This window comes from Streptomyces sp. NPDC002564 (genome assembly GCF_042889645.1).
Taxonomy (GTDB): Bacteria; Actinomycetota; Actinomycetes; order Streptomycetales; family Streptomycetaceae; genus Streptomyces.
Genome location: NZ_JBIARE010000012.1, coordinates 97,177 through 116,890, shown reverse-complemented (window position 1 = coordinate 116,890; position 19,714 = coordinate 97,177). Strand labels below are relative to the sequence as shown.

General features: G+C 73.9%; 17 protein-coding genes and 1 riboswitch. Of the genes, 12 read left to right on the top strand and 5 right to left on the bottom strand.

Annotated elements, in window-relative coordinates; translation table 11 throughout:
* Positions 1 to 48: 48 nt before the first annotated feature.
* Together ACFYXE_RS32390 and ACFYXE_RS32385 are read right to left on the bottom strand one after the other, a co-directional pair.
* On the bottom strand, positions 49 to 510 hold the full coding sequence (locus ACFYXE_RS32390) for a hypothetical protein (protein WP_389318749.1): 462 nt from the start codon (positions 508 to 510) through the stop codon (positions 49 to 51).
* Entirely contained in the window at positions 503 to 1,006 is a 504-nt protein-coding gene (locus ACFYXE_RS32385; RefSeq protein WP_361177122.1) for a SigE family RNA polymerase sigma factor, read from the bottom strand. Before ACFYXE_RS32385 ends, ACFYXE_RS32390 begins: the two co-directional genes overlap by 8 nt.
* 286 nt (positions 1,007 to 1,292) lie before the next feature.
* Between ACFYXE_RS32385 and mfd the strand changes: the two genes are divergently transcribed.
* Positions 1,293 to 4,823, top strand: a complete 3,531-nt coding sequence (mfd, locus tag ACFYXE_RS32380) for a transcription-repair coupling factor (RefSeq protein ID WP_389318746.1) — start codon at positions 1,293 to 1,295, stop codon at positions 4,821 to 4,823.
* 48 nt (positions 4,824 to 4,871) lie between these two features.
* Here the strand turns inward: mfd and ACFYXE_RS32375 are convergent, their stop codons facing one another.
* Complete coding sequence (locus ACFYXE_RS32375; protein WP_389318744.1) at positions 4,872 to 5,306, bottom strand: nuclear transport factor 2 family protein; 435 nt, start codon at positions 5,304 to 5,306, stop codon at positions 4,872 to 4,874.
* 102 nt (positions 5,307 to 5,408) lie between these two features.
* Positions 5,409 to 5,651 carry a hypothetical protein gene (locus tag ACFYXE_RS32370; protein ID WP_389318742.1) on the bottom strand — a complete coding sequence of 81 codons (243 nt, stop codon included), beginning with the start codon at positions 5,649 to 5,651 and terminating at the stop codon, positions 5,409 to 5,411.
* A gap of 157 nt (positions 5,652 to 5,808) precedes the next feature.
* Between ACFYXE_RS32370 and ACFYXE_RS32365 the strand changes: the two genes are divergently transcribed.
* From ACFYXE_RS32365 to ACFYXE_RS32355, 3 genes are all read left to right on the top strand, one after another.
* Entirely contained in the window at positions 5,809 to 6,513 is a 705-nt protein-coding gene (locus ACFYXE_RS32365; RefSeq protein ID WP_389318740.1) for an MOSC domain-containing protein, read from the top strand.
* A 77-nt stretch (positions 6,514 to 6,590) separates the two neighbouring features.
* Positions 6,591 to 7,232 carry an HNH endonuclease family protein gene (locus tag ACFYXE_RS32360; protein ID WP_361177126.1) on the top strand — a complete coding sequence of 214 codons (642 nt, stop codon included), beginning with the start codon at positions 6,591 to 6,593 and terminating at the stop codon, positions 7,230 to 7,232.
* 96 nt (positions 7,233 to 7,328) lie between these two features.
* Positions 7,329 to 8,072 carry an N-acetyltransferase gene (locus ACFYXE_RS32355; RefSeq protein WP_389318738.1) on the top strand — a complete coding sequence of 248 codons (744 nt, stop codon included), beginning with the start codon at positions 7,329 to 7,331 and terminating at the stop codon, positions 8,070 to 8,072.
* A gap of 18 nt (positions 8,073 to 8,090) precedes the next feature.
* Here the strand turns inward: ACFYXE_RS32355 and ACFYXE_RS32350 are convergent, their stop codons facing one another.
* Positions 8,091 to 8,888, bottom strand: a complete 798-nt coding sequence (locus ACFYXE_RS32350; protein ID WP_389318736.1) for a hypothetical protein — start codon at positions 8,886 to 8,888, stop codon at positions 8,091 to 8,093.
* 176 nt (positions 8,889 to 9,064) lie between these two features.
* Between ACFYXE_RS32350 and ACFYXE_RS32345 the strand changes: the two genes are divergently transcribed.
* The 8 genes from ACFYXE_RS32345 to ACFYXE_RS32310 all read left to right on the top strand — a co-directional run bounded on the left by ACFYXE_RS32345 (position 9,065) and on the right by ACFYXE_RS32310 (position 19,410).
* Complete coding sequence (locus ACFYXE_RS32345) at positions 9,065 to 11,128, top strand: N-6 DNA methylase (RefSeq protein ID WP_389318734.1); 2,064 nt, start codon at positions 9,065 to 9,067, stop codon at positions 11,126 to 11,128.
* A gap of 124 nt (positions 11,129 to 11,252) precedes the next feature.
* Positions 11,253 to 11,861, top strand: a complete 609-nt coding sequence (locus ACFYXE_RS32340) for a hypothetical protein (protein ID WP_389318732.1) — start codon at positions 11,253 to 11,255, stop codon at positions 11,859 to 11,861.
* Between the two features lie 56 nt (positions 11,862 to 11,917).
* On the top strand, positions 11,918 to 13,441 hold the full coding sequence (locus ACFYXE_RS32335; protein WP_389318896.1) for a protein kinase: 1,524 nt from the start codon (positions 11,918 to 11,920) through the stop codon (positions 13,439 to 13,441).
* Between the two features lie 203 nt (positions 13,442 to 13,644).
* A complete protein-coding gene (locus tag ACFYXE_RS32330) occupies positions 13,645 to 14,313 on the top strand; it encodes a SurA N-terminal domain-containing protein (protein WP_361177106.1) in 669 nt (222 codons plus the stop codon).
* A gap of 57 nt (positions 14,314 to 14,370) precedes the next feature.
* Positions 14,371 to 15,381 (top strand): nucleoside triphosphate pyrophosphohydrolase, encoded by a 1,011-nt coding sequence (locus tag ACFYXE_RS32325; protein ID WP_389318730.1) that lies wholly within the window; start codon positions 14,371 to 14,373, stop codon positions 15,379 to 15,381.
* Positions 15,382 to 15,741: 360 nt separating this feature from the next.
* On the top strand, positions 15,742 to 17,064 hold the full coding sequence (locus ACFYXE_RS32320; RefSeq protein WP_389318728.1) for a cytochrome P450: 1,323 nt from the start codon (positions 15,742 to 15,744) through the stop codon (positions 17,062 to 17,064).
* A gap of 119 nt (positions 17,065 to 17,183) precedes the next feature.
* Complete coding sequence (locus ACFYXE_RS32315; protein WP_389318726.1) at positions 17,184 to 18,281, top strand: transglycosylase family protein; 1,098 nt, start codon at positions 17,184 to 17,186, stop codon at positions 18,279 to 18,281.
* Between the two features lie 195 nt (positions 18,282 to 18,476).
* Positions 18,477 to 18,680, top strand: a riboswitch (cyclic di-AMP (ydaO/yuaA leader).
* 4 nt (positions 18,681 to 18,684) lie between these two features.
* On the top strand, positions 18,685 to 19,410 hold the full coding sequence (locus tag ACFYXE_RS32310; RefSeq protein WP_389318724.1) for a transglycosylase family protein: 726 nt from the start codon (positions 18,685 to 18,687) through the stop codon (positions 19,408 to 19,410).
* Positions 19,411 to 19,714 lie beyond the last annotated feature (304 nt).

Sequence of the window (19,714 nt, the reverse complement as noted above, 5' to 3'; positions counted from 1 at the left end):
CCTGCGGGGAGCGGGGCGTGGCGGGTGCGGCGGTGTGTTCGACCGTACTCAGTCGCCCGACGAGGCGGGCGAGGGCGATCCGGTCGGGGGCGTGGACGTGGCGGGGGCCGTGGACGGCGGCAGCCGGGTCGGCAGGTCGGAGGGCGTGGCCGTGGGCGGTGGCGGGGCCTGGCCGGAGGGGGTGCGGCCGGAGTGGGGGAGTCCGGAGCGGGCGGAGTCGGTGGAGCGGGCGGACTCGGGCAGGGACGCGGACTTCGTCGGGCTCGGCGGCACCGCGGGCCCCACCGGTTCGCCCCGCTGCCCCAGCTGCACCGCGGCGAGGGCCACGCCGCCGGACACCAGGCACACGGCGGCGGCCGCGGCCAGCGCCTGGGTGCGGCGCCTGCGGCGGGCCCCGCGTGCGGCGACCTGTCCGGCGGGGGCGGGCGCGGCGAGCGAGCCGCCCGCCGCGGCGGCCCGCCGGAGCGCGCCGGCGAGGCGGTCGTCGGGCGGGGACGGGGGCTCAGTCACGGGGCTCCTCCGAGGTGGGCGCGTCGTCGAGGTGCGGTGCGAGGGCCGCCCGGGCGCGGGAGAGGTGGGACTTCACGGTCCCGGCGGCGATCCCGGTCTCCGCGGCCACCTGCTGGACGGACAGGTCGCACACGTAGTGCAGGACGGCGACCCGCCGCTGCCGCTCGGGGAGCCTGCGCAGCGCGGCGACCAGCGCGACCGTGCCCGGGTCGGGCTCGGCGATGTCGGCCGGCCGGCCGCCGTGGTGGCGCCGCCAGGCGTCCGCGGACCGCCCGTGCCGGCGCCACCGGGAGACGGCGAGCCGCCGGGCGACGGTCCTGATCCACGCCTCGGGTCCGGCGTCCCGCTCCAGGCGGGAGCGGCGCGCCCAGGCCCGCACGAAGGCCTCCTGGACCACGTCCTGCGCCTCGTGGAGGTCGCCCGTCATCAGATACACCTGCCCGACCAGCGGTCGCACGGAGTGCGCGTAGAACGCCTCGAACTCCTCGTCGGTCAAGTGGTCTCCTGGTGCGTGCGGCGCGTGGTGCAGCTGTGGCGTGCGGGGCTCTCGTAGGCAGTACGCCTGGCACACGCGTCCGGTTTACGCGGGGGGCCATAATTTTTCGGACCGGCTCTTTCGGGACATTGTCCGGGAGGCGGCGCCGGGTCCCGGCCGCCGGACCCGGCCCGACCGGGCCGCGCCGATCAGCCCGGAGTCGTACGCTGGAGACCCCCGGCCCGTACGACGTGCCGGGCCCTTCGCGCTGCCCACTCACTCCGGTTATCTGGACGGAAAGCCTTCAATGAGCCTGCACGGTCTGCTCGACGCTGTCGTCAAGGACTCGGCACTCGCCGAAGCGGCCGAGGCCGCGACCGACGGCCACCGCATGCACGTCGACCTGGTCGGCCCGCCCGCGGCCCGGCCCTTCGCGGTGGCGGCGCTGGCCAGGGAGTCCGGCCGCACCGTCCTGGCCGTGACGGCCACCGGCCGGGAGGCCGAGGACCTGGCCGCCGCGCTGCGCACGATCCTGCCGCCGGACGGCGTCGCGGAGTACCCCTCGTGGGAGACGCTCCCGCACGAGCGCCTCTCGCCTCGCTCCGACACGGTCGGCCGCCGCCTCGCGGTGCTGCGCCGGCTCGCCCACCCGCGCGAGGACGACCCGGAGACCGGCCCGGTCTCGGTGGTCGTCGCGCCGGTCCGCTCGGTGCTGCAGCCGCAGGTCAAGGGCCTGGGCGACCTGGAGCCCGTGGCGCTGCGCTCCGGCCAGAGCACCGATCTGAACGAGATCGTCGAGGCGCTCGCGGCCGCCGCGTACTCCCGGGTCGAGCTGGTCGAGAAGCGCGGCGAGTTCGCCGTGCGCGGCGGCATCCTCGATGTCTTCCCGCCCACCGAGGAACACCCGCTGCGCGTGGAGTTCTGGGGCGACGACGTCGAGGAGATCCGGTACTTCAAGGTCGCCGACCAGCGCTCCCTGGAAGTCGCCGAGCACGGCCTGTGGGCGCCGCCCTGCCGTGAGCTGCTGCTCACCGACGCGGTCCGCGAGAAGGCCGCCGCCCTGGCCGAGCTCCACCCGGAGCTGGGCGAGCTGCTCGGGAAGATCGCCGAGGGCATCGCCGTCGAGGGCATGGAGTCGCTGGCCCCGGTCCTGGTGGACGACATGGAGCTGCTGCTCGACGTGCTGCCGAAGGGGTCCATGGCGGTGGTCTGCGACCCGGAGCGGGTGCGCACCCGCGCCGCCGACCTGGTGGCGACCTCGCAGGAGTTCCTCCAGGCGTCCTGGGCGGCCACCGCGGGCGGCGGCGAGGCCCCCATCGACGTGGGCGCCGCCTCCCTGTGGGGCATCGCGGACGTCCGGGACCACGCGGGCGACCTCGGGATGATGTGGTGGTCGGTCTCGCCGTTCGCCGCCGACGAGGAGCTGGACGACGACACCCTCAAGCTCGGCATGCACGCCCCGGAGACCTACCGCGGCGACACCGCGAAGGCCCTCGCCGACACCAAGGGCTGGCTCGCCGACGGCTGGCGCACGGTCTACGTCACCGAGGGCCACGGCCCCGCGTCGCGCACCGTGGAGGTCCTGGGCGGCGAGGGTATCGCGGCCCGCCTGGACGCGGACCTGGCCGAGCTGACGCCGTCCGTCGTGCATGTCTCCTGCGGCTCGATCGACTACGGCTTCATCGACCCCGCGCTCAAGCTGGCCGTGCTCACCGAGACCGACCTGTCCGGCCAGAAGGCGGCCGGCAAGGACGGCCAGCGGATGCCGGCCCGCCGCCGCAAGACGATCGACCCGCTGACCCTGGAGGCCGGCGACTACATCGTCCACGAGCAGCACGGCGTCGGCCGCTACATCGAGATGGTCCAGCGCACCGTCCAGGGCGCCACCCGCGAGTACCTGGTCGTCGAGTACGCCCCCGCCAAGCGCGGCCAGCCCGGCGACCGGCTCTACATCCCCACCGACCAGCTGGAGCAGATCACCAAGTACGTCGGCGGCGAGGCCCCCACGCTGCACCGGCTCGGCGGCGCCGACTGGACGAAGACGAAGGCGCGGGCGAAGAAGGCGGTCAAGGAGATCGCCGCGGACCTCATCAAGCTGTACTCCGCGCGCATGGCGGCGCCCGGCCACGCCTTCGGCGCCGACACCCCCTGGCAGCGCGAGCTGGAGGACGCCTTCCCCTACGCGGAGACGCCCGACCAGCTCACCACGATCGCCGAGGTCAAGGAGGACATGGAGAAGACGGTCCCGATGGACCGGCTGATCTGCGGCGACGTCGGCTACGGCAAGACGGAGATCGCGGTCCGCGCGGCCTTCAAGGCGGTGCAGGACGGCAAGCAGGTCGCCGTCCTGGTCCCGACCACGCTCCTGGTGCAGCAGCACTTCGGCACCTTCTCCGAGCGCTACTCCCAGTTCCCGGTGAACGTCCGGGCGCTCAGCCGCTTCCAGACCGACATCGAGTCCAAGGCGACCCTGGAGGGCCTGCGGGACGGCTCCGTCGACATCGTCATCGGCACCCACCGCCTCTTCTCGTCCGAGACCAAGTTCAAGGACCTGGGCCTGGTCATCGTCGACGAGGAGCAGCGCTTCGGCGTCGAGCACAAGGAGCAGCTGAAGAAGCTCCGGGCCAACGTCGACGTGCTCACCATGTCCGCGACGCCCATTCCCCGTACGCTCGAAATGGCCGTGACCGGCATCCGCGAGATGTCGACGATCACCACGCCGCCCGAGGAGCGCCACCCGGTGCTCACCTTCGTCGGCCCCTACGAGGAGAAGCAGATCGGCGCGGCCGTGCGCCGTGAACTGCTGCGCGAGGGCCAGGTCTTCTACATCCACAACCGCGTCGAGTCCATCGACCGGGCGGCCGCCAGGCTCCGGGACATCGTGCCGGAGGCCCGGATCGCGACCGCCCACGGCCAGATGTCCGAACAGGCCCTGGAACAGGTCGTGGTGGACTTCTGGGAGAAGAAGTTCGACGTGCTCGTCTCGACGACGATCGTCGAGTCCGGCATCGACATCTCCAACGCCAACACGCTGATCGTGGAGCGCGGCGACAACTTCGGCCTCTCCCAGCTGCACCAGCTGCGCGGCCGGGTCGGGCGCGGCCGCGAGCGCGGCTACGCCTACTTCCTCTACCCGCCGGAGAAGCCGCTGACCGAGACCGCCCACGAGCGCCTCGCGACCATCGCCCAGCACACCGAGATGGGCGCGGGCATGTACGTCGCGATGAAGGACCTGGAGATCCGCGGCGCCGGAAACCTGCTGGGCGGCGAGCAGTCCGGGCACATCGCGGGCGTCGGCTTCGACCTGTATGTGCGGATGGTCGGCGAGGCCGTGGCCGACTACCGGGCCTCCCTGGAGGGCGGGGTCGAGGAGGAGCCGCCGCTGGAGGTCAAGATCGAGCTGCCGGTCGACGCGCACGTCCCGCACGACTACGCCCCCGGCGAGCGGCTGCGCCTGCAGGCCTACCGTGCCATCGCCTCGGCCACCACGGAGCAGGACATCGCCTCGGTGCGCGAGGAACTCACCGACCGCTACGGCAAGTTGCCGGAGCCGGTGGAGAACCTGCTGCTCGTGGCGGGCCTGCGGATGCTGGCCCGCGCCTGCGGGGTCGGCGAGATCGTGCTGCAGGGCACCAACATCCGCTTCGCCCCGGTGGAGTTGCGGGAGTCGCAGGAGCTGCGCCTGAAGCGGCTCTACCCCGGCACCGTCATCAAGGCCGCCGCGCACCAGGTCCTGGTGCCGCGCCCGAAGACCGCGAAGGTCGGCGGCAAGCCGCTGGTCGGACGCGAACTCCTCGGCTGGGTCGGCGAGTTCCTGACGTCGATCCTTGGGTCGTAGGCGCAGGCGCAGGCGCAGGCGTAGGCGCAGGGCCGGGGCAGGGGGCGGTCAGGCCGCGGGGGCGCAGGCCTGCGCGATCGACAGGCCGTTCTCGTAGAGGTGGTGCCGGGTGATCCGGCCCTCCTCGACGGTCAGCCGCAGGGCGAAGGGGCCCTCGAAGGACCTGCCGGTGGCGCGCACGGTGCCCGAGAGGTGCCCCATCAGGACCGCGTCGGCGCCGTCGACGAGGAAGGTGTCCAGGCTGGCCCGGGCGTCCTCGGCGACGGTGTGCTCGGCCAGCTCCGCGGCCTGGGCGGCGCACTCGGCGCCGGTGGAGCGCGGCCGGATCCACGGCGCGGCGGGGTTCTCGGCGAGCAGCCAGTCGACCCGGTCGGCGAAGAGCTCGGTCATCCGCGCGGTGTCCCCGGCCATCCGGGCCGTCAGGAACTCCTGCACGACGGCGCGGGTGCGGGCAGCCGTCTCGGTGGCGACGTCGGCGGTCATGGGGTGCTCCTCGGGTTCGGCTCCGGCTGACGGCCCCGATCCTGCCGGGGCGGCGGTGGCCGGTCGATTACCGCCGGGGTAATGCCGGGGTGGCGGGGCGCGTCAGGCGGGCCGCCGGCCGCGCGGGGCGTCCGGCTCCTCGGTGCCCGGGGCGTCGGCGTCCGGTGCGTCGGCGGCCGGTCGGCCGGCGTCCGGCTCCTCTTTCCCGGCGGACGGCTCGTCGCGCGGCCGGTCCGGGCCCGCGGGCGCGGCGCCGGTCTTCCCCTCGATCTCCGCGTCCATCGCCTGCGCGACGTCCTCCCCCTTGTCCTGGGCCTGGTCCTTGAACCGGTCGAAGATGCCCATGGGGAGAACTCCTTGAGAGGCGGGGGAGGGGAGCGGACTCACCGACGACGATACGTCCGCCGTGTCCCGTTTGCTCGACGAAGAGGCGATATGGTCTGGACCACTTGGCCGCTACCGTGGTGGCCGCGAGAGTCCGCCCAGGGGAGGGGAGAGCGCCGTGCCGCTCAAGGTCGTGAATCTGCGCCGGTTCCCGGTGAAGTCGATGCTCGGGGAGGAACACGACCGTCTGGAGTGCCATGCGCGCGGCGTGGCCGGCGACCGGCTGTGGGCCCTGCGGTACGCCGACGGGAAGCTGGGCAGCGGCAAGAACCACGCGCGCTTCCGCCGTACGCCGGGGCTCCTGGAGCACTGCGCCACGTACGACGCGGACGGCCTGCCGGTGATCACCGCCCCGGACGGCGCGACGCTGCGCCCCGGCGACCCGCGCATCCCCGAACGCTTCGGCGCGGGCGTCGAGTTGGTCCGTGAGGGCGAGGACAGCCACAAGGACGTGTCGGCCGTCTCGATCGTCGGCACCGCCTCGCTGCGGGCGCTGGCCGACCTGCTGGGCGAGAGCGAGCCCGTCGACGTACGGCGGCTGCGCAAGAACATCGTCGTCGAGACCGACGAACCCTGGATCGAGGAGGACTGGGTGGACCGCGAGATCGTCATCGGGGGCACCGCGGGCGCCCCGCCCCTGCGGCTGCGCGGCCTCAAGCGGGTCAAGCGCTGCGTCATGGTCACCCAGGCCCAGCCCGGCCTCGCCGCCGACAACCGCATCCTGAAGACCCTCACCACCGAACGCGACATGTGCATCGGCCTCCACACGGAGATGCTGGCGCCCGCGCCGGTCTCCCTCGGCGACGCGGTGGTGGTCCGGTGAACCGGCGCACCGCACCGGCGCTGCTCGCCCTGCTCGCCCTCCCCGCGCTCCTCACCGGCTGCGACCAGGCCGACGACCTGAAGGACAGGGGCGTGGGCGGTCCCGGCGCGAAGGCGGGCTCCGCGCTCGCCGCCGTCGACGCGCTGACCGTCAAGGGCCGGGCGCCCAAGACCGGTTACGACCGCGCGCGGTTCGGCAGCGCCTGGGCCGACACCGACTCCAACAGCTGCCCGACCCGCGACGACATCCTCAAGCGGGACCTGAAGGACGTCCGTTACCAGGGCGGCGACTGCCGGGTGGCCTCCGGGACGCTGTCCCCCGACCCCTACACCGGCAAGGACGTCACCTTCCGGCGCGGTCGCAGCCAGGTCGACATCGACCACCTCGTGGCCCTGTCGGACGCCTGGCAGAAGGGCGCCTTCCGGTGGGAGCCCGGCAAGCGCATCGCGTTCGCCAACGACCCGCTCAACCTCCTGGCGGTCGACGCGGGCCCCAACCGCGGCAAGGGCGACGGCGACACCGCGACCTGGCTCCCGCCGAACAAGGCCTACCGCTGCACCTACGTGGCCGGGCAGGTCGCGGTGAAGAAGAAGTACGGGGTGTGGGTGACCGGCGCCGAGCGGGACGCGATGAAGAAGGTCCTCACCACCTGCCCCGGCGAGAAGCTGCCCGCGGGCAACGCCCCGACCCTCGCCCCGGGCCGCTTCCACGCCCGCTGACGTGCCCGCTGACGTGCCCGGCCCGCGCGCCGGGCCGGGCCGGGGCCCCGGATAAATCGGATGCCGTGCCGGGAGGGGCCCCGTAGCGTGCGCCGCATGGACCTGAAGATCACGACGCTGGCCGAGCGGCCCGAACTCACCCTCCCCCTCTGGAGCATGGCCGAGGACTGGCCGGAGTTCATCCAGCACGACCCGGTGGGCTGGTCGCTGATCGGCCGGATCGTCGCGGAGCTGCCGGAGTACGTCCTGGTGGCCACCGATGCCGGGGGCGAGGTCGTCGCCCGCGGCTTCAGCGTGCCGTTCGCGCTGCGTGCCCGCGGGGACGGCGAACTGCCCGACGGCGGCTGGGGCCAGGTCCTGCTGTGGGCCTTCTCCGACCTGCGGCACGGCGCGGAGGCGGACACGGTCAGCGCGATCGAGATCACCGTGGCCGAGAGCGCGCGGGGCCGGGGCGTCTCCGCGCGGATGCTCGCGGCGATGCGGGACAACGCCCGCGCCCACGGCTTCAGCGAGGTCGTCGCGCCCGTGCGCCCCAACGCCAAGCACCGTGAACCGGCCGCCCCGATCGACGAGTACGCCTTCCGCACCCGCGAGGACGGTCTTCCGTACGACCCGTGGCTGCGGGTGCACGTACGGGGCGGCGGGATCGTCGACAAGGTCGCGCACGCCTCCATGACCGTGTCCGGCTCGACCGCCCAGTGGCGCGAGTGGACCGGGCTGCCCTTCGACGAGGAAGGGCCGGTCGAGGTGGCGGGCGCGCTGGTGCCGGTGCACTGCGAACCGGCGCGCGGCTACGGCGTGTACGTCGAGCCGAACGTGTGGGTGCGGCACGCCCTCTGAGGCGCCTGCCGCCCGCCGTTAGAGCTTGTCCAGGTCCAGGACGTCACCGGTGGGCGGGGTCGCCCGCACCGGCTTGCCGTAGTCGGTGAACGTCAGGGACTCGGGCTGCGCGGCGCGGTCCCGCGAGTCGATCCGCAGCAGGTAGGGCTTGCCGCGGGTGGCGACGTACAGCGTGTACGTCGCCTTGCCGTCGCTCTCGGTGAGTTTGATCGCCGGGGTGCCGCCGACCGTGGTCGTCGCGCCCCTGCGGGCCAGCGTGCCCGAGTCCTTGAAGTCGGCGAGGAGCACGTCGAGGTCGCAGAACGAGCCGATCTCCTTCGCGTCGGCGCTGGTCGTCCGCGTCTTCGCCCAGCGGCCCGCCACCATGTCCACCGCCGCCTGCACGTCCGCGGCCGGCTCCCCCTTGCTCTGCGCGCGCAGGAACTTCTCGTCGTACTTCATGTAGACGGTGCCGCCCGCGGCCGGGCCCGGGATGCGCAGCTCGACCGAGCCCTGCCCGCTGCCGATGGTGCCCGCGCAGGTGCCCGAGGTGTTCAGCGCCATGTCCAGCGACATCGGCCCGCTCTCCTCGTCCGTCACCTTGCCCGCGATGCGCAGCGAGGTCGCCTTCGAGGTCGCCGCGATCGCCTTCTGTGCGATGTCGGCCCCGGACAGTCCCGCGAAGGGACCCTTCGGCGTCCCGCTCCGCTCCGCCGCCGTGCCGGCGGACTCGGTGCCGCAGGCCGCGAGGCCGACGGCCGCCGCGGTCAGGCAGGCGGCGACGGCGGCGGAGCGGCGCAGGCGGGCGCGCAGGTGGTGACGCGGGTGGTGACGCATGGAGATCCCCCCAGGGAAGTCGTTCGGTGAGACACATCAGAGCAGGAGTGTGTGAACCGAGTCAACACGCGTTTGTGTGAACCGTCGGTTAACGGCCGTGAAGCGGTACGTGCGGACCCGCGCCTGGGTATGCTCGACGCCGCGCGAGGACCCCGCGCGACGAGGGGAGCAGCCAGATGACGCCGCGGGACGACACGACCGAGGTCACCGCCGCGGGGATCGCCCGCCTCGCCGGGGTCGGCCGGGCCGCCGTCAGCAACTGGCGCCGACGGCACGGCGACTTCCCGCGACCCGTCGGCGGCACCGGGAGCAGCCCCTCCTTCGCGCTCGCCGAGGTCGAACAGTGGCTGCGCGACCAGGGCAAACTCGTCGAGGTCCCGCTGCGCGAACGCGTCTGGCAGCAGCTCGCCGGACACCCCGCGGGCCCCGTCACCGCCCTGCTGCACGCGGGCTGCGCCCTGCTCCTGGTCCGCGACAGGCCGCCCGCCTGGCTCGCGGTGAGCGCCGTCTCCGACGAGCGGATGGCCCGGCTGCTGCCCGCCGAGCTCGACGGGGTCGTCACCCCGCGCCTCGGCGCCCGGCGCGAGCGCGCCGTCCGCGTCCCCGACGCCACCGCGCTCCTGCCGTCCGTCCCGCTCCTGCGCGGCGTCGCCGAACTCGCCGCCGAACTGGGCGCCCGGCAGACCTTCGAGTTCCTCCTCGGCCGCCACACCGACGCCAACCCCCGCCAGTACACGCTCACCCCGGCCGGACCCGCCGACCTGATGGCCCGCCTGGCCGGGACGCCCCGCACCGTCCTCGACCCCGCCTGCGGCACCGGCGCCCTGCTGCGCGCCGTCCCGGCCCGCCCCGGCCGGCACCTGTCCGGCCAGGACAGCGCCCCCGAGCTCGCCGCCCTCACCGCGCTGCGCCTGGCCCTGCACTCCGACGCGACCGTGCGCACCCTGGCCGGGGACACCCTGCGCGCCGACGGCCACGAGGACCGCAGGGTCGAGGCCGTGCTCTGCCACCCGCCGTTCAACGAACGCAACTGGGGCCACGACGAACTCGCCTACGACGCCCGCTGGGAGTACGGCTTCCCGGCCCGCGCCGAATCCGAACTGGCCTGGGTCCAGCACGCGTTGGCCCGGCTCACCGACGGCGGCACCGCCGTCCTGCTGATGCCGCCCGCCGCCGCCTCCCGCCGCTCGGGCCGCCGCATCCGCGCCGACCTGCTGCGCCGCGGCGCGCTGCGCGCCGTCATCGCGCTGCCCGCCGGCGCCGCACCCCCGTACAACCTGCCCCTGCACGTCTGGGTGCTGCGCAGGCCCGACGCGGCCGCGCGGCCCGCGCCCGAGCTGCTGCTCGTCGAGACGGCCGGGCTGCTCGCCGCCGACGGCCGCGACCAACAGCTCTGGCCCGCCGTCCAGGACACCGTCCTCGACGCCTGGCAGCACGTCGACCGGCACGGCACGCTCGACGAACGCCCCGGCGTCGCGCGCAGCGTGCCGGTGCTCGAACTCCTCGACGACGAGGTCGACCTGGCGCCCGCACGCCGCCTCCCGCCGCCCGCCCAGGGCGGCGGCACCGAACTCGCGGCCGTGCGCCAGGGCCTGGGCGAGGCGCTGCGCCGGGCCGTCGACCTCACGCCGCGCGCCGAGGACCTCGCGCCGCCCGCCGAAGGATCCGGGCGCCCCCCGCTCACCACCGTCGGCGAACTGGCCCGCGCCGGGGCGCTCGCGCTGCACACCGGCACCGGCGCGGGCCCCGCGGGCACGCCCGTGCTCACCGACCACGACGTGCTCGGCGGCGGCCCGCCCACGGGCACCGCCCAGGACGGCACGGCGGACGACGAGCCCGTACGCACCGCACCCGGCGACGTCGTCGTCCCCGTCTTCGGCGGCGGCGCCGCGGCCCGCGTGATCGACGAGGCCGCCGCGGGCGCCGCGCTCGGCCGGGGCCTGGCCCTGCTGCGCCCCGACCCGGCGGCCCTCGACCCGTGGTTCCTCGCGGGCTTCCTGCGCGGCACCGCGAGCCACCGCAGGGCCAGCAGCTACGCCTCCACCTCCGCGCGCCTGGACGTCCGCCGCCTGGAGCTGCCCCGCCTGCCGCTCGCCGGACAGCGCGGCTACGCCGAGCGGTTCCGCGAACTCGCCGCCTTCGAGGACGCGTTGCGCCACGCGTCCCGGCTCGGCGAGCGGCTGGTGCGCGGCCTGCACGACGGACTGACGGAGGGAACCCTTCCGCCGGGCACCGCGTGACCAGTACGACAACGGTTCGGTACAACCCTGGACCGGTTGTCCGAGTCGGCCTATACGCTCGAACCAGCACGCTTTCGTCCACGCCCTTTTCGTCCACTCCCTTCTTCAGGCACCAGGAGCAGCCATGCACGGCCACGGCTATGCGACGCAGCCCCCGCCGCCCCCGGCCGGGAACACGCACGTGACCCTGCGCGTGGTGTTCGTGGCCCTCGCGGTGGTCACCTGCGGGATGCTCGCGTGGGCGCCGATGCTGCGGCTCGGCCTGGTGACCCGCAAGGCGCACGACTGGGTGCTGTTCGCCGCGGTCACGGCGCTGGACGTGACGGCCCTCGTGCTGATCGGCATCGACCCGGGCGAGGAGGACTTCCAGGGCCCGGGGAACGCGGGGATGATCGTCCTGCTCAGCACCCTGCTGGCCGCCGTCGCCTACTACCTCTTCGCGGACATCCGCCACTTCAGCGCCCACCGGCGCTTCCGGCCCGCCCCCTTCACCGGCTACGCCCCGCCCCCGGCGGCCTACGGCTACCCGCAGCAGCCCACCCCGCCCGGCCCGGTCCACCTCGCGCCGACCCAGTTCGGCGCACCCCCGAACACCCCGCCCCCGACGCACACCCCGCCCCCGTCGAGCCACACCCCGCCGCCCGGGCGGCCCGCGCCCGCCCGCATCAACCAGGTCCGGGCCGAGCTCGACGAGCTCAGCGACTATCTGCGCAAGCAGGAAGGCGGCAGCTGACCGTGACACCGGGCACGTCGCCGGGGACCGGGGCGACCGGCGGCCCCGGCGGCCGCATCGTCGCGGGGCGCTACGAACTCGCCACGCTCATCGGCCAGGGCGGCATGGGCCAGGTCTGGACGGCGTACGACCAGCGCCTGGACCGCCGCGTCGCCGTCAAGCTGCTGCGCCCCGACCGGGTCGCGGGCGCCGAGGCCGAGGAACTGCGCCGCCGCTTCGTGCGCGAGTGCCGCGTCACCGCGCAGGTCGACCACCCCGGCCTGGTCACCGTGCACGACGCGGGCACCGAACCCGCCGAGGACGGCGCCCTGTTCCTCGTCATGCAGTACGTCGACGGCGCGGACCTCGGCGACCACCTCGCCGAGCACGACCCCTACCCCTGGCCGTGGGCCGTCGCCGTCGCCGCCCAGCTGTGCGCGGTGCTCTCCGCGGTGCACGCGGTGCCGATCGTGCACCGCGACCTCAAGCCGCGGAACGTGATGGTCAGGCAGGACGGCACCATCGCCGTCCTCGACCTCGGCATCGCCTCCGCCATGGACACCGACACCACCCGCCTCACCCACACCGGATCCCCGATCGGCAGCCCCGCCTACATGGCGCCCGAACAGGCGATGGGCGGCGCCGTCGGCCCGTACACCGACCTGTACGCGCTCGGCGTGCTGCTGCACGAACTGCTCAGCGGGGACGTGCCGTTCTCCGGCTCCACCGCGCTCGGCGTCCTCCACCGCCACCTGTACGAACCGCCGCTGCCGGTCCGCAGGCTGCGCCCCGAGGTGCCCGAGGCCCTGGAGTCCCTCGTCCTGCGCCTGCTCGCCAAGGACCCCCAGCACCGGTACGCCAGCGCCCAGGAGGTCTACGCCGACCTGGCGCCGCTGCTGCCCGCCCGCGGCACCCCGTCGGGCCACCCCCTCGACCCCACCCGCCCCTTCCTGCGCCCGCACGCCCCCTGGCCGGACCGCGCCGCGACGCCCGCCGCCGCCCCCGACCTGCCGGCGCAGCCCCCGGGCGGCCCGCCCCGCCAGGACCTCGCCCGGGCCGTCGAGGACGTCCGGCGCCTCCTCGGCGAGGGCCGCATCACCCAGGCCGTGGACATCCTCGGCGCGATCCTGCCGGCCGCCGCCGCCAAGCACGGCGAGCACTCCCCGGTCGTGCGCACCCTGCGCAAGCAGTACGCGGCCACGCTCATGGACGACGGCCAGTACCGCAGGGCCCTGCCCGAACTGCGCCGCCTCGCCGACGAGCGGGCCGCCGAGTCGGGCCAGGCCGACCCGCACTCGCTGCAGTTCCGCTACGAGGCCGCGCAGTGCCTCGAACAGCTCGGCGAGGCCGCGGCGGCGCTCGCCGAGTACCGCACGCTGCTCCCCTATTACGAGAACCAGTACGCGACGGAGGACCGCCACCAGTCCCTGGAGATCCGCCGCCGCATCGGCCATCTGCTGCTCGCCCTCGGCGACCGGGCCGCCGCCCACGACACCCTGGCCCGGCTGCTGCACGACGCCGAACTGCTGCACGGCCCGGGGCACCCCTTCCCCGCGGAGGTCCGGCGGACCCTGCACTGGCTCGGACAAGTGCGCGGCTAGCGCTCGTACGGCGGGGTGGAGAGTGCCTCAACTCCCGGGAAATCGTTGGTCGAATAGGTGTCGAATGGCTGGCCCGGAGGACGGGCACTGCCTACCATCGATCACCGCAAGACCTCGTGCGCCCGCCCGTCGCCCGACCACCGCCCCAGGTGGAGGCGCTCGCGCGCCACAGCGAATTGCACCATCTCCAACGGGAGGCTCACTTGCACCGCCGTCGTCGCACAGCGCTCATCCTCTCCGCGGCCGCGATCGCCGCGGCTCCCCTCCTGACCGCCTGCGGCAGCGAGGCGCACCCAGGCGCCGCGGCCGTCGTGGGCGGTGACCGCATCACGGTCGCGCAGTTGGAGGGCCGGGTGAACGAGGTGCGCGACGCCCAGCGGGCCGCCATCCCCGACGACGCCCAGTACGCGCAGGCCATCGCCAAGTCCGGCGGCCTCACCCGCAGCACCCTGCACACGATGGTCCTGGACAAGGTCCTGCACCGGGCGGCCACCGACGCCGGGGTGAGCGTCACCCGCCGCGACATCCAGACCATGCGGGCGGGCCTGGAGCAGCAGGCGGGCGGCAAGAAGGCCCTGGAGGAGGGCTGGCTGCAGCAGTACAGCGTCGCGCCCGACCACCTGGAGGACAGCCTGCGCACCGAGATCGAGGCGCAGAAGCTCGCCCGCAAGCTGGGCGCCGACATGAACACCCAGCAGGGCCAGGCCGTCTTCTGGAAGGCGCTGTCGGCGGCCTCCAAGAAGCTCGACATCGACCTGAACCCGCGCTACGGCACGTGGGACGTCGACAAGAACAAGCGGGCGGACGCCCGCACGCCGTGGGTGCGCGAGGTCACCGACGCCGGGGCGCCGCGGCCCGAGCAGCCGGCGTGACCGTCCTGTGAGGCAGGGGGCCGGGGTGCTGTCGGTGGGCTGGGTTACGTTCGAGGCGTGAACCAGACCGAGACCCCGCCTCCGGCCGACGCCGCGGACGCGCCCGCCGGCCGCGTCATCCTGCTGACCACCAGCCACCGCGTCGCGCCCGGCCTGCTGTCCTGGCCCGCCTGGCAGGCGCTGCACGCCGCCGACGCGGTGCTCTGCGCCGACGCCGACCACCCCCAGCTGCCCTACCTGGCCGAGGCCGGCGTGCGGGTCGAGCGGGCGGCGCCCGGCGCGCAGGAGCTGGTGGACGCCTGCGCGGGCGGCCGCACGGTCCTGGTCGTCGCCACCGCCGAGGGCGACCGCGCCCTGACCGACGGCCTGGCCAGGCTCGCCGGATCGGGCCGCGTCGCCATGCCGGACCTGGAGCTCCTGCCCGCCTCGTACGACCTGCCGGGTGCCCGGCTGCTCGACCTGGTCCAGGTGATGGACCGGATCCGCGAGGAGTGCCCCTGGTCCTCGCGGCAGACCCACAAGAGCCTCGCGAAGTACGGCATCGAGGAGGCGTACGAGCTGGTCGAGGCGATCGAGGAGGGCGACAGGGACGAGCTGCGCGAGGAGCTCGGCGACGTCCTGCTGCAGGTCGTCTTCCACGCCCGCATCGCCGAGGAGGCGTCCGGCGAGCCGGGCGACGAGGCGTTCTCCGTGGACGACGTCGCGGGCGGCATCGTCGACAAGCTCATCCACCGCCACCCGCACGTCTTCGGCGACGACTCGGCGCAGACCCCCGAGGACGTCAAGGCGCACTGGCTGCGCACGAAGGCCGAGGAGAAGCAGCGCACGTCGCTCACCGAGGGCATCCCGCTCGGCCAGCCCGCCCTGGCCCTGGCGGCCAAGCTGGCCTCCCGCGTCCGCACGGCGGACCTCGACGTGCCGGTCCCGACCGGCGAGGGCATCGGCTACGCCCTCCTGGCCCTTGCCCTCCGGGCCGAGGCGGAAGGCACGGACCCGGAAGCGTCCCTCCGCGCAGCGGCCCGCACCTACCGCACGGCAATCCTCACCAAGGAACAAACCCCCGACTAGCCCCCCAAAGCGGCGCGAGCAACCACGAACCACCCGCACCCAACACTCGACGGGCAGCCCTTCCAGGGGCGCGGGGAACGGCGCAACCAACCACGAACCACCCGCACCCAACACTCGACGGGCAGCCCTTCCAGGGGCGCGGGGAACGGCACGAGCAACCACGAACCACCCGCACTCAACACTCGACGGGCAGCCCTCCAAGGGGCGCGGGGAACTGCGCAACCAACCACAGCCCACCCGCACCCAACACCCCGCGGGCAGCCCTCCAAGGGGCGCGGGGAACGGCGCGGGCAACCACAGACCACCCGCCCCCAACACTCCACGAACAGCCACCACCCCACCTCCGGATACCGTCGAGAGGTGACCGACAAGACCAGCCAGACCCCGGCCCCACCCCACCCGCCCAAGGCCCAGGGGCCAGACCTCTTCACGTGGGAGTTCGCCACCGACCCCTACCCCGCGTACGCCTGGCTGCGCGAGAACTCCCCCGTGCACCGCACCACGCTGCCCAGCGGCGTGGACGCCTGGCTGGTCACCCGCTACGCCGACGCCCGCCACGCACTCGCCGACCAGCGGCTCAGCAAGAACCCGGCGCACCACGCCGAACCCGCGCACGCCAAGGGCAAGACCGGCATCCCCGGCGAGCGCAAGGCCGAGCTGATGACGCATCTGCTCAACATCGACCCGCCGGACCACACCCGGCTGCGCCGCCTCGTCGCGAAGGCGTTCACGCCCCGCCGCGTCGCCGAGTTCGCGCCCCGCGTGCAGGAGCTGACGGACCGGCTCATCGACCGGTTCGTGGCGGAGGGCAGCGCCGACCTCATCCACGAGTTCGCCTTCCCGCTCCCCATCTACGCCATCTGCGACCTGCTCGGCGTCCCGCGCGAGGACCAGGACGACTTCCGCGACTGGGCGGGCATGATGATCCGGCACGGGGGCGGCCCGCGGGGCGGCGTCGCACGGTCGGTGAAGAAGATGCGGGGCTATCTCGCCGAGCTCATCCACCGCAAGCGCCTTGACCCGGGCGACGACCTGATCTCCGGCCTCATCCGCGCCTCCGACCACGGCGAGCACCTCACCGAGAACGAGGCCGCGGCGATGGCCTTCATCCTGCTCTTCGCCGGTTTCGAGACCACCGTCAACCTCATCGGGAACGGCACGTACGCCCTGCTCACCCACCCCGAGCAGCGCGAACGGCTGCAGCGGGCGCTGGCGGCCGGCGACACCGCGCTGCTGGCGACCGGCGTGGAGGAGCTGCTCCGCTTCGACGGTCCGGTCGAGCTCGCCACCTGGCGGTTCGCGACCGAGGCGCTGACGATCGGGGGCCAGGACATCGCCGCGGGCGACCCCGTCCTCGTCGTGCTCGCCGCCGCCGACCGCGACCCCGCGCGGTTCGCGGAGCCGGACACGCTGGACCTCTCCCGCACCGACAACCAGCACCTCGGGTACGGGCACGGAATCCACTACTGCCTGGGCGCCCCGCTGGCCCGCCTGGAGGGGCAGACCGCGCTCGCGACGCTGCTGCGCCGCCTTCCCGACCTGCAACTCGCGGGGGATCCGGCCGATTTGCGCTGGCGTGGTGGGCTGATCATGCGTGGACTGCGCACCCTGCCCGTGGAGTTCACGACCGCACAGAGGACGGTGCCCGGAGAAGCCCACGGTGACGGTCCGTCAGGAATGTGACTTTCACGTGATCTCCGCTGCATCGACTTGTGACAAGCGTTCGAGTGCGGCTACGTTCACGACGACTTGGGCGCCCCCGGCGCCCCGGTAGTCGCAGCAGTCTCCTGAAAGGCAACCGCATGCTCTCCGGCCATGGTCGTCACCGACGCCCCCGCCAAGCCCCGGCCCTCATCGTCGCGGCAGGAGTCACCGGATCCGCCATCGCCATCCCGCTGCTGGGCGCCACCGGCGCCAGCGCCGCGGACACCACCACGTGGGACAAGCTGGCCGAGTGCGAGAGCGGCGGCGCGTGGAGCGCGAACCCCGGCAGCGGGTACTACGGAGGGCTCCAGCTCTCCCAGGAGACGTGGGAGAGATACGGCGGCCTCGCGTACGCGCCGAGCGCCGAGCAGGCCTCCAAGTCCCAGCAGATCGCCGTCGCCGAGAAGATCCTCGACGCCAAGGGTCCGCAGGCCTGGCCGAGCTGCGCCCCGATCGCCGGTCTCACCGACGGCGGCGCCGCGGCCGACGTGGACCCGGGCGGCCCGGTCACCCCGCAGCCCTCGGACCCGTCCGGCGACGCCGAGGGGTCCGACGGCAAGGACGCGAAGGGCTCCGGGGGCACGAAGGGCTCCACGGGCTCCGAGGACGGCAAGGGCGGCAAGGACGGGAAGGACGGCAAGGGGTCCGGCGCGACCGACGAGCCGTCCGGTGACGCCCCGGACTCCGCGGACCCGTCCGGCGACGCGGACGACACGCCCGGCTCCGGCGACGGCGCCGGAGACAAGAATCACGACGAGTCCGGCGAAAAGGGCGGCAAGGGCGACGCCGGGGGCGAGGACGACTCCGACAAGTCCGGCGAGAAGGACTCCACTTCGCCGGACCCCGAGGACTCGGCCGACCCCGCCGGCGGGTCCGACGAGGCCGGCGAGGCCGCGGGAACCGGCGGGAGCGACGCCTCCGACGGCTCCTCCGGCCGCCACCGCGGCGACCGGGCGGACGAGGGCGAGAGCGCGGACGGCCGCTCCGGACGGCACGCCTCGCGCGGCGCGGAGCGCACCGGGAAGGTCGCCGACGGGACGTACACGGTGCGCTCCGGGGACAACCTCTCGGTCATCGCGGACGACCTGGCGGTCGACGGCGGATGGCACCGGCTCTACAGCGCGAACAAGAAGACCGTCGGGGGCGACCCGGACCTCATCCTCCCCGGTCAGAGCCTCGATCTGGGCGAAAAGTAACGGAAGTTGACGAAGAGTCGGCCGGGGACTTCGTGCCGTATGTCCCGTTTGGTGCGAGTGAGAGATGGGTCTCAGAAGCCCTGATCGTCTTTGAAATTCCGGCGAGCGCGTGTCTACGGTCGTGACCGCTCGCCACTGGTGGGCCCCGCCGGTCGGTACGCCGAATCCTGCCAACGGCCGGACGGGAACAGTCGTCGCTCATGAGCGCCGTAGGCAGGAGCGGGGGACCCAAGGTTTGTGCCGGGTCCGTCCGTTGAAGGGCCACCAGCCGCAAGGCGGGGAGGCCGGGAGACGGGCGGGAACGGCTAGGGGTGAAGTCGCACTCAAGGAAGCGCGACCGGGCAACCACATCGGCCCGAACCCGACAGCTCACCTCGCAGGCGTCGGTGTAGGGGATCAACTCATGCTGCTTAACGGCAAGGGCAAGCACCGTCGCGCATCCAAGGCCACCCGTGTCGCCACGCTCGTCGGCGTCACCGGTGCCGCCGTCGCCGCCCCGCTGATGGCGGCGGGCTCGGCCAGCGCGGCCACCGCCTCCGAGTGGGACGCCGTCGCCCAGTGCGAGTCCGGCGGCAACTGGTCGATCAACACGGGCAACGGCTTCCAGGGCGGTCTGCAGTTCACGCCGTCCACCTGGTCCGCCTACGGCGGCACGAAGTACGCGCCGACCGCCGACAAGGCCTCCAAGGCCCAGCAGATCGAGATCGGCGAGAAGGTCCTGGCCGGTCAGGGCAAGGGCGCCTGGCCGAACTGCGGCACCGGCCTCTCCAACGCCTCCGGCGGTGGCGGCGGCTCGCAGGAGCAGGCCCCGCAGCAGGAGCAGACCAAGCCGCAGCCGCAGCAGACGCAGCCGCAGCAGGCTCCGCAGCAGCAGGCTCCGCAGGAGCAGGCCGCGCCGAAGCCGCAGCCCACGCCGCAGACCGACAGCAAGAAGACCGTCGAGACCCCGACCGGCAAGACGGTCAAGAAGGGCGACGGCGAGTACAAGGTCAAGACGGGCGACACCCTGTCCAAGATCGCCGAGGCGAAGCACGTCAAGGGCGGCTGGCACAAGGTCTACAAGCTCAACGGCGACATCATCGACAACGCCGACATGATCTACCCCGGCCAGCAGCTGCACCTCAGCTGAGGCTGACCGGCCCTCCCGGCCGTGCCTCGGCGGACGCACGGCCGCCCCGTCCCCACGGGCTCCCCGCCCCGGTGCGCGTATCCCCCGTACGCACCGGGGCGGGGCCATGTCCGCGTCCGGTGCCGCCCGCGGCCGGGCACCGGCTGTTCGCCCCTAGCGAGCTACCGGCCAGTAGAAACGCGGGCTTCCGTCCTGTTTCCCGGGTATTTGGGCCCGCGCGCGTCCCACGGGACGGGCGGTCGGCTGGCCGAAGCCCCGGAGCCCGTTAGGCTCAGGAGACGCAGGGCCGAAGCGGCTCGCGTAA

Coding starts and splice junctions, on each gene's coding strand:
- ACFYXE_RS32345 (WP_389318734.1), top strand. CDS start 9,065: ATGACGCCGCGGGACGACACGACCGAGGTCACCGCCGCGGGGATCGCC.
- ACFYXE_RS32350 (WP_389318736.1), bottom strand. CDS start 8,888: ATGCGTCACCACCCGCGTCACCACCTGCGCGCCCGCCTGCGCCGCTCC.
- ACFYXE_RS32375 (WP_389318744.1), bottom strand. CDS start 5,306: ATGACCGCCGACGTCGCCACCGAGACGGCTGCCCGCACCCGCGCCGTC.
- ACFYXE_RS32315 (WP_389318726.1), top strand. CDS start 17,184: ATGCTCTCCGGCCATGGTCGTCACCGACGCCCCCGCCAAGCCCCGGCC.
- mfd (WP_389318746.1), top strand. CDS start 1,293: ATGAGCCTGCACGGTCTGCTCGACGCTGTCGTCAAGGACTCGGCACTC.
- ACFYXE_RS32310 (WP_389318724.1), top strand. CDS start 18,685: ATGCTGCTTAACGGCAAGGGCAAGCACCGTCGCGCATCCAAGGCCACC.
- ACFYXE_RS32370 (WP_389318742.1), bottom strand. CDS start 5,651: ATGGGCATCTTCGACCGGTTCAAGGACCAGGCCCAGGACAAGGGGGAG.
- ACFYXE_RS32355 (WP_389318738.1), top strand. CDS start 7,329: ATGGACCTGAAGATCACGACGCTGGCCGAGCGGCCCGAACTCACCCTC.
- ACFYXE_RS32340 (WP_389318732.1), top strand. CDS start 11,253: ATGCACGGCCACGGCTATGCGACGCAGCCCCCGCCGCCCCCGGCCGGG.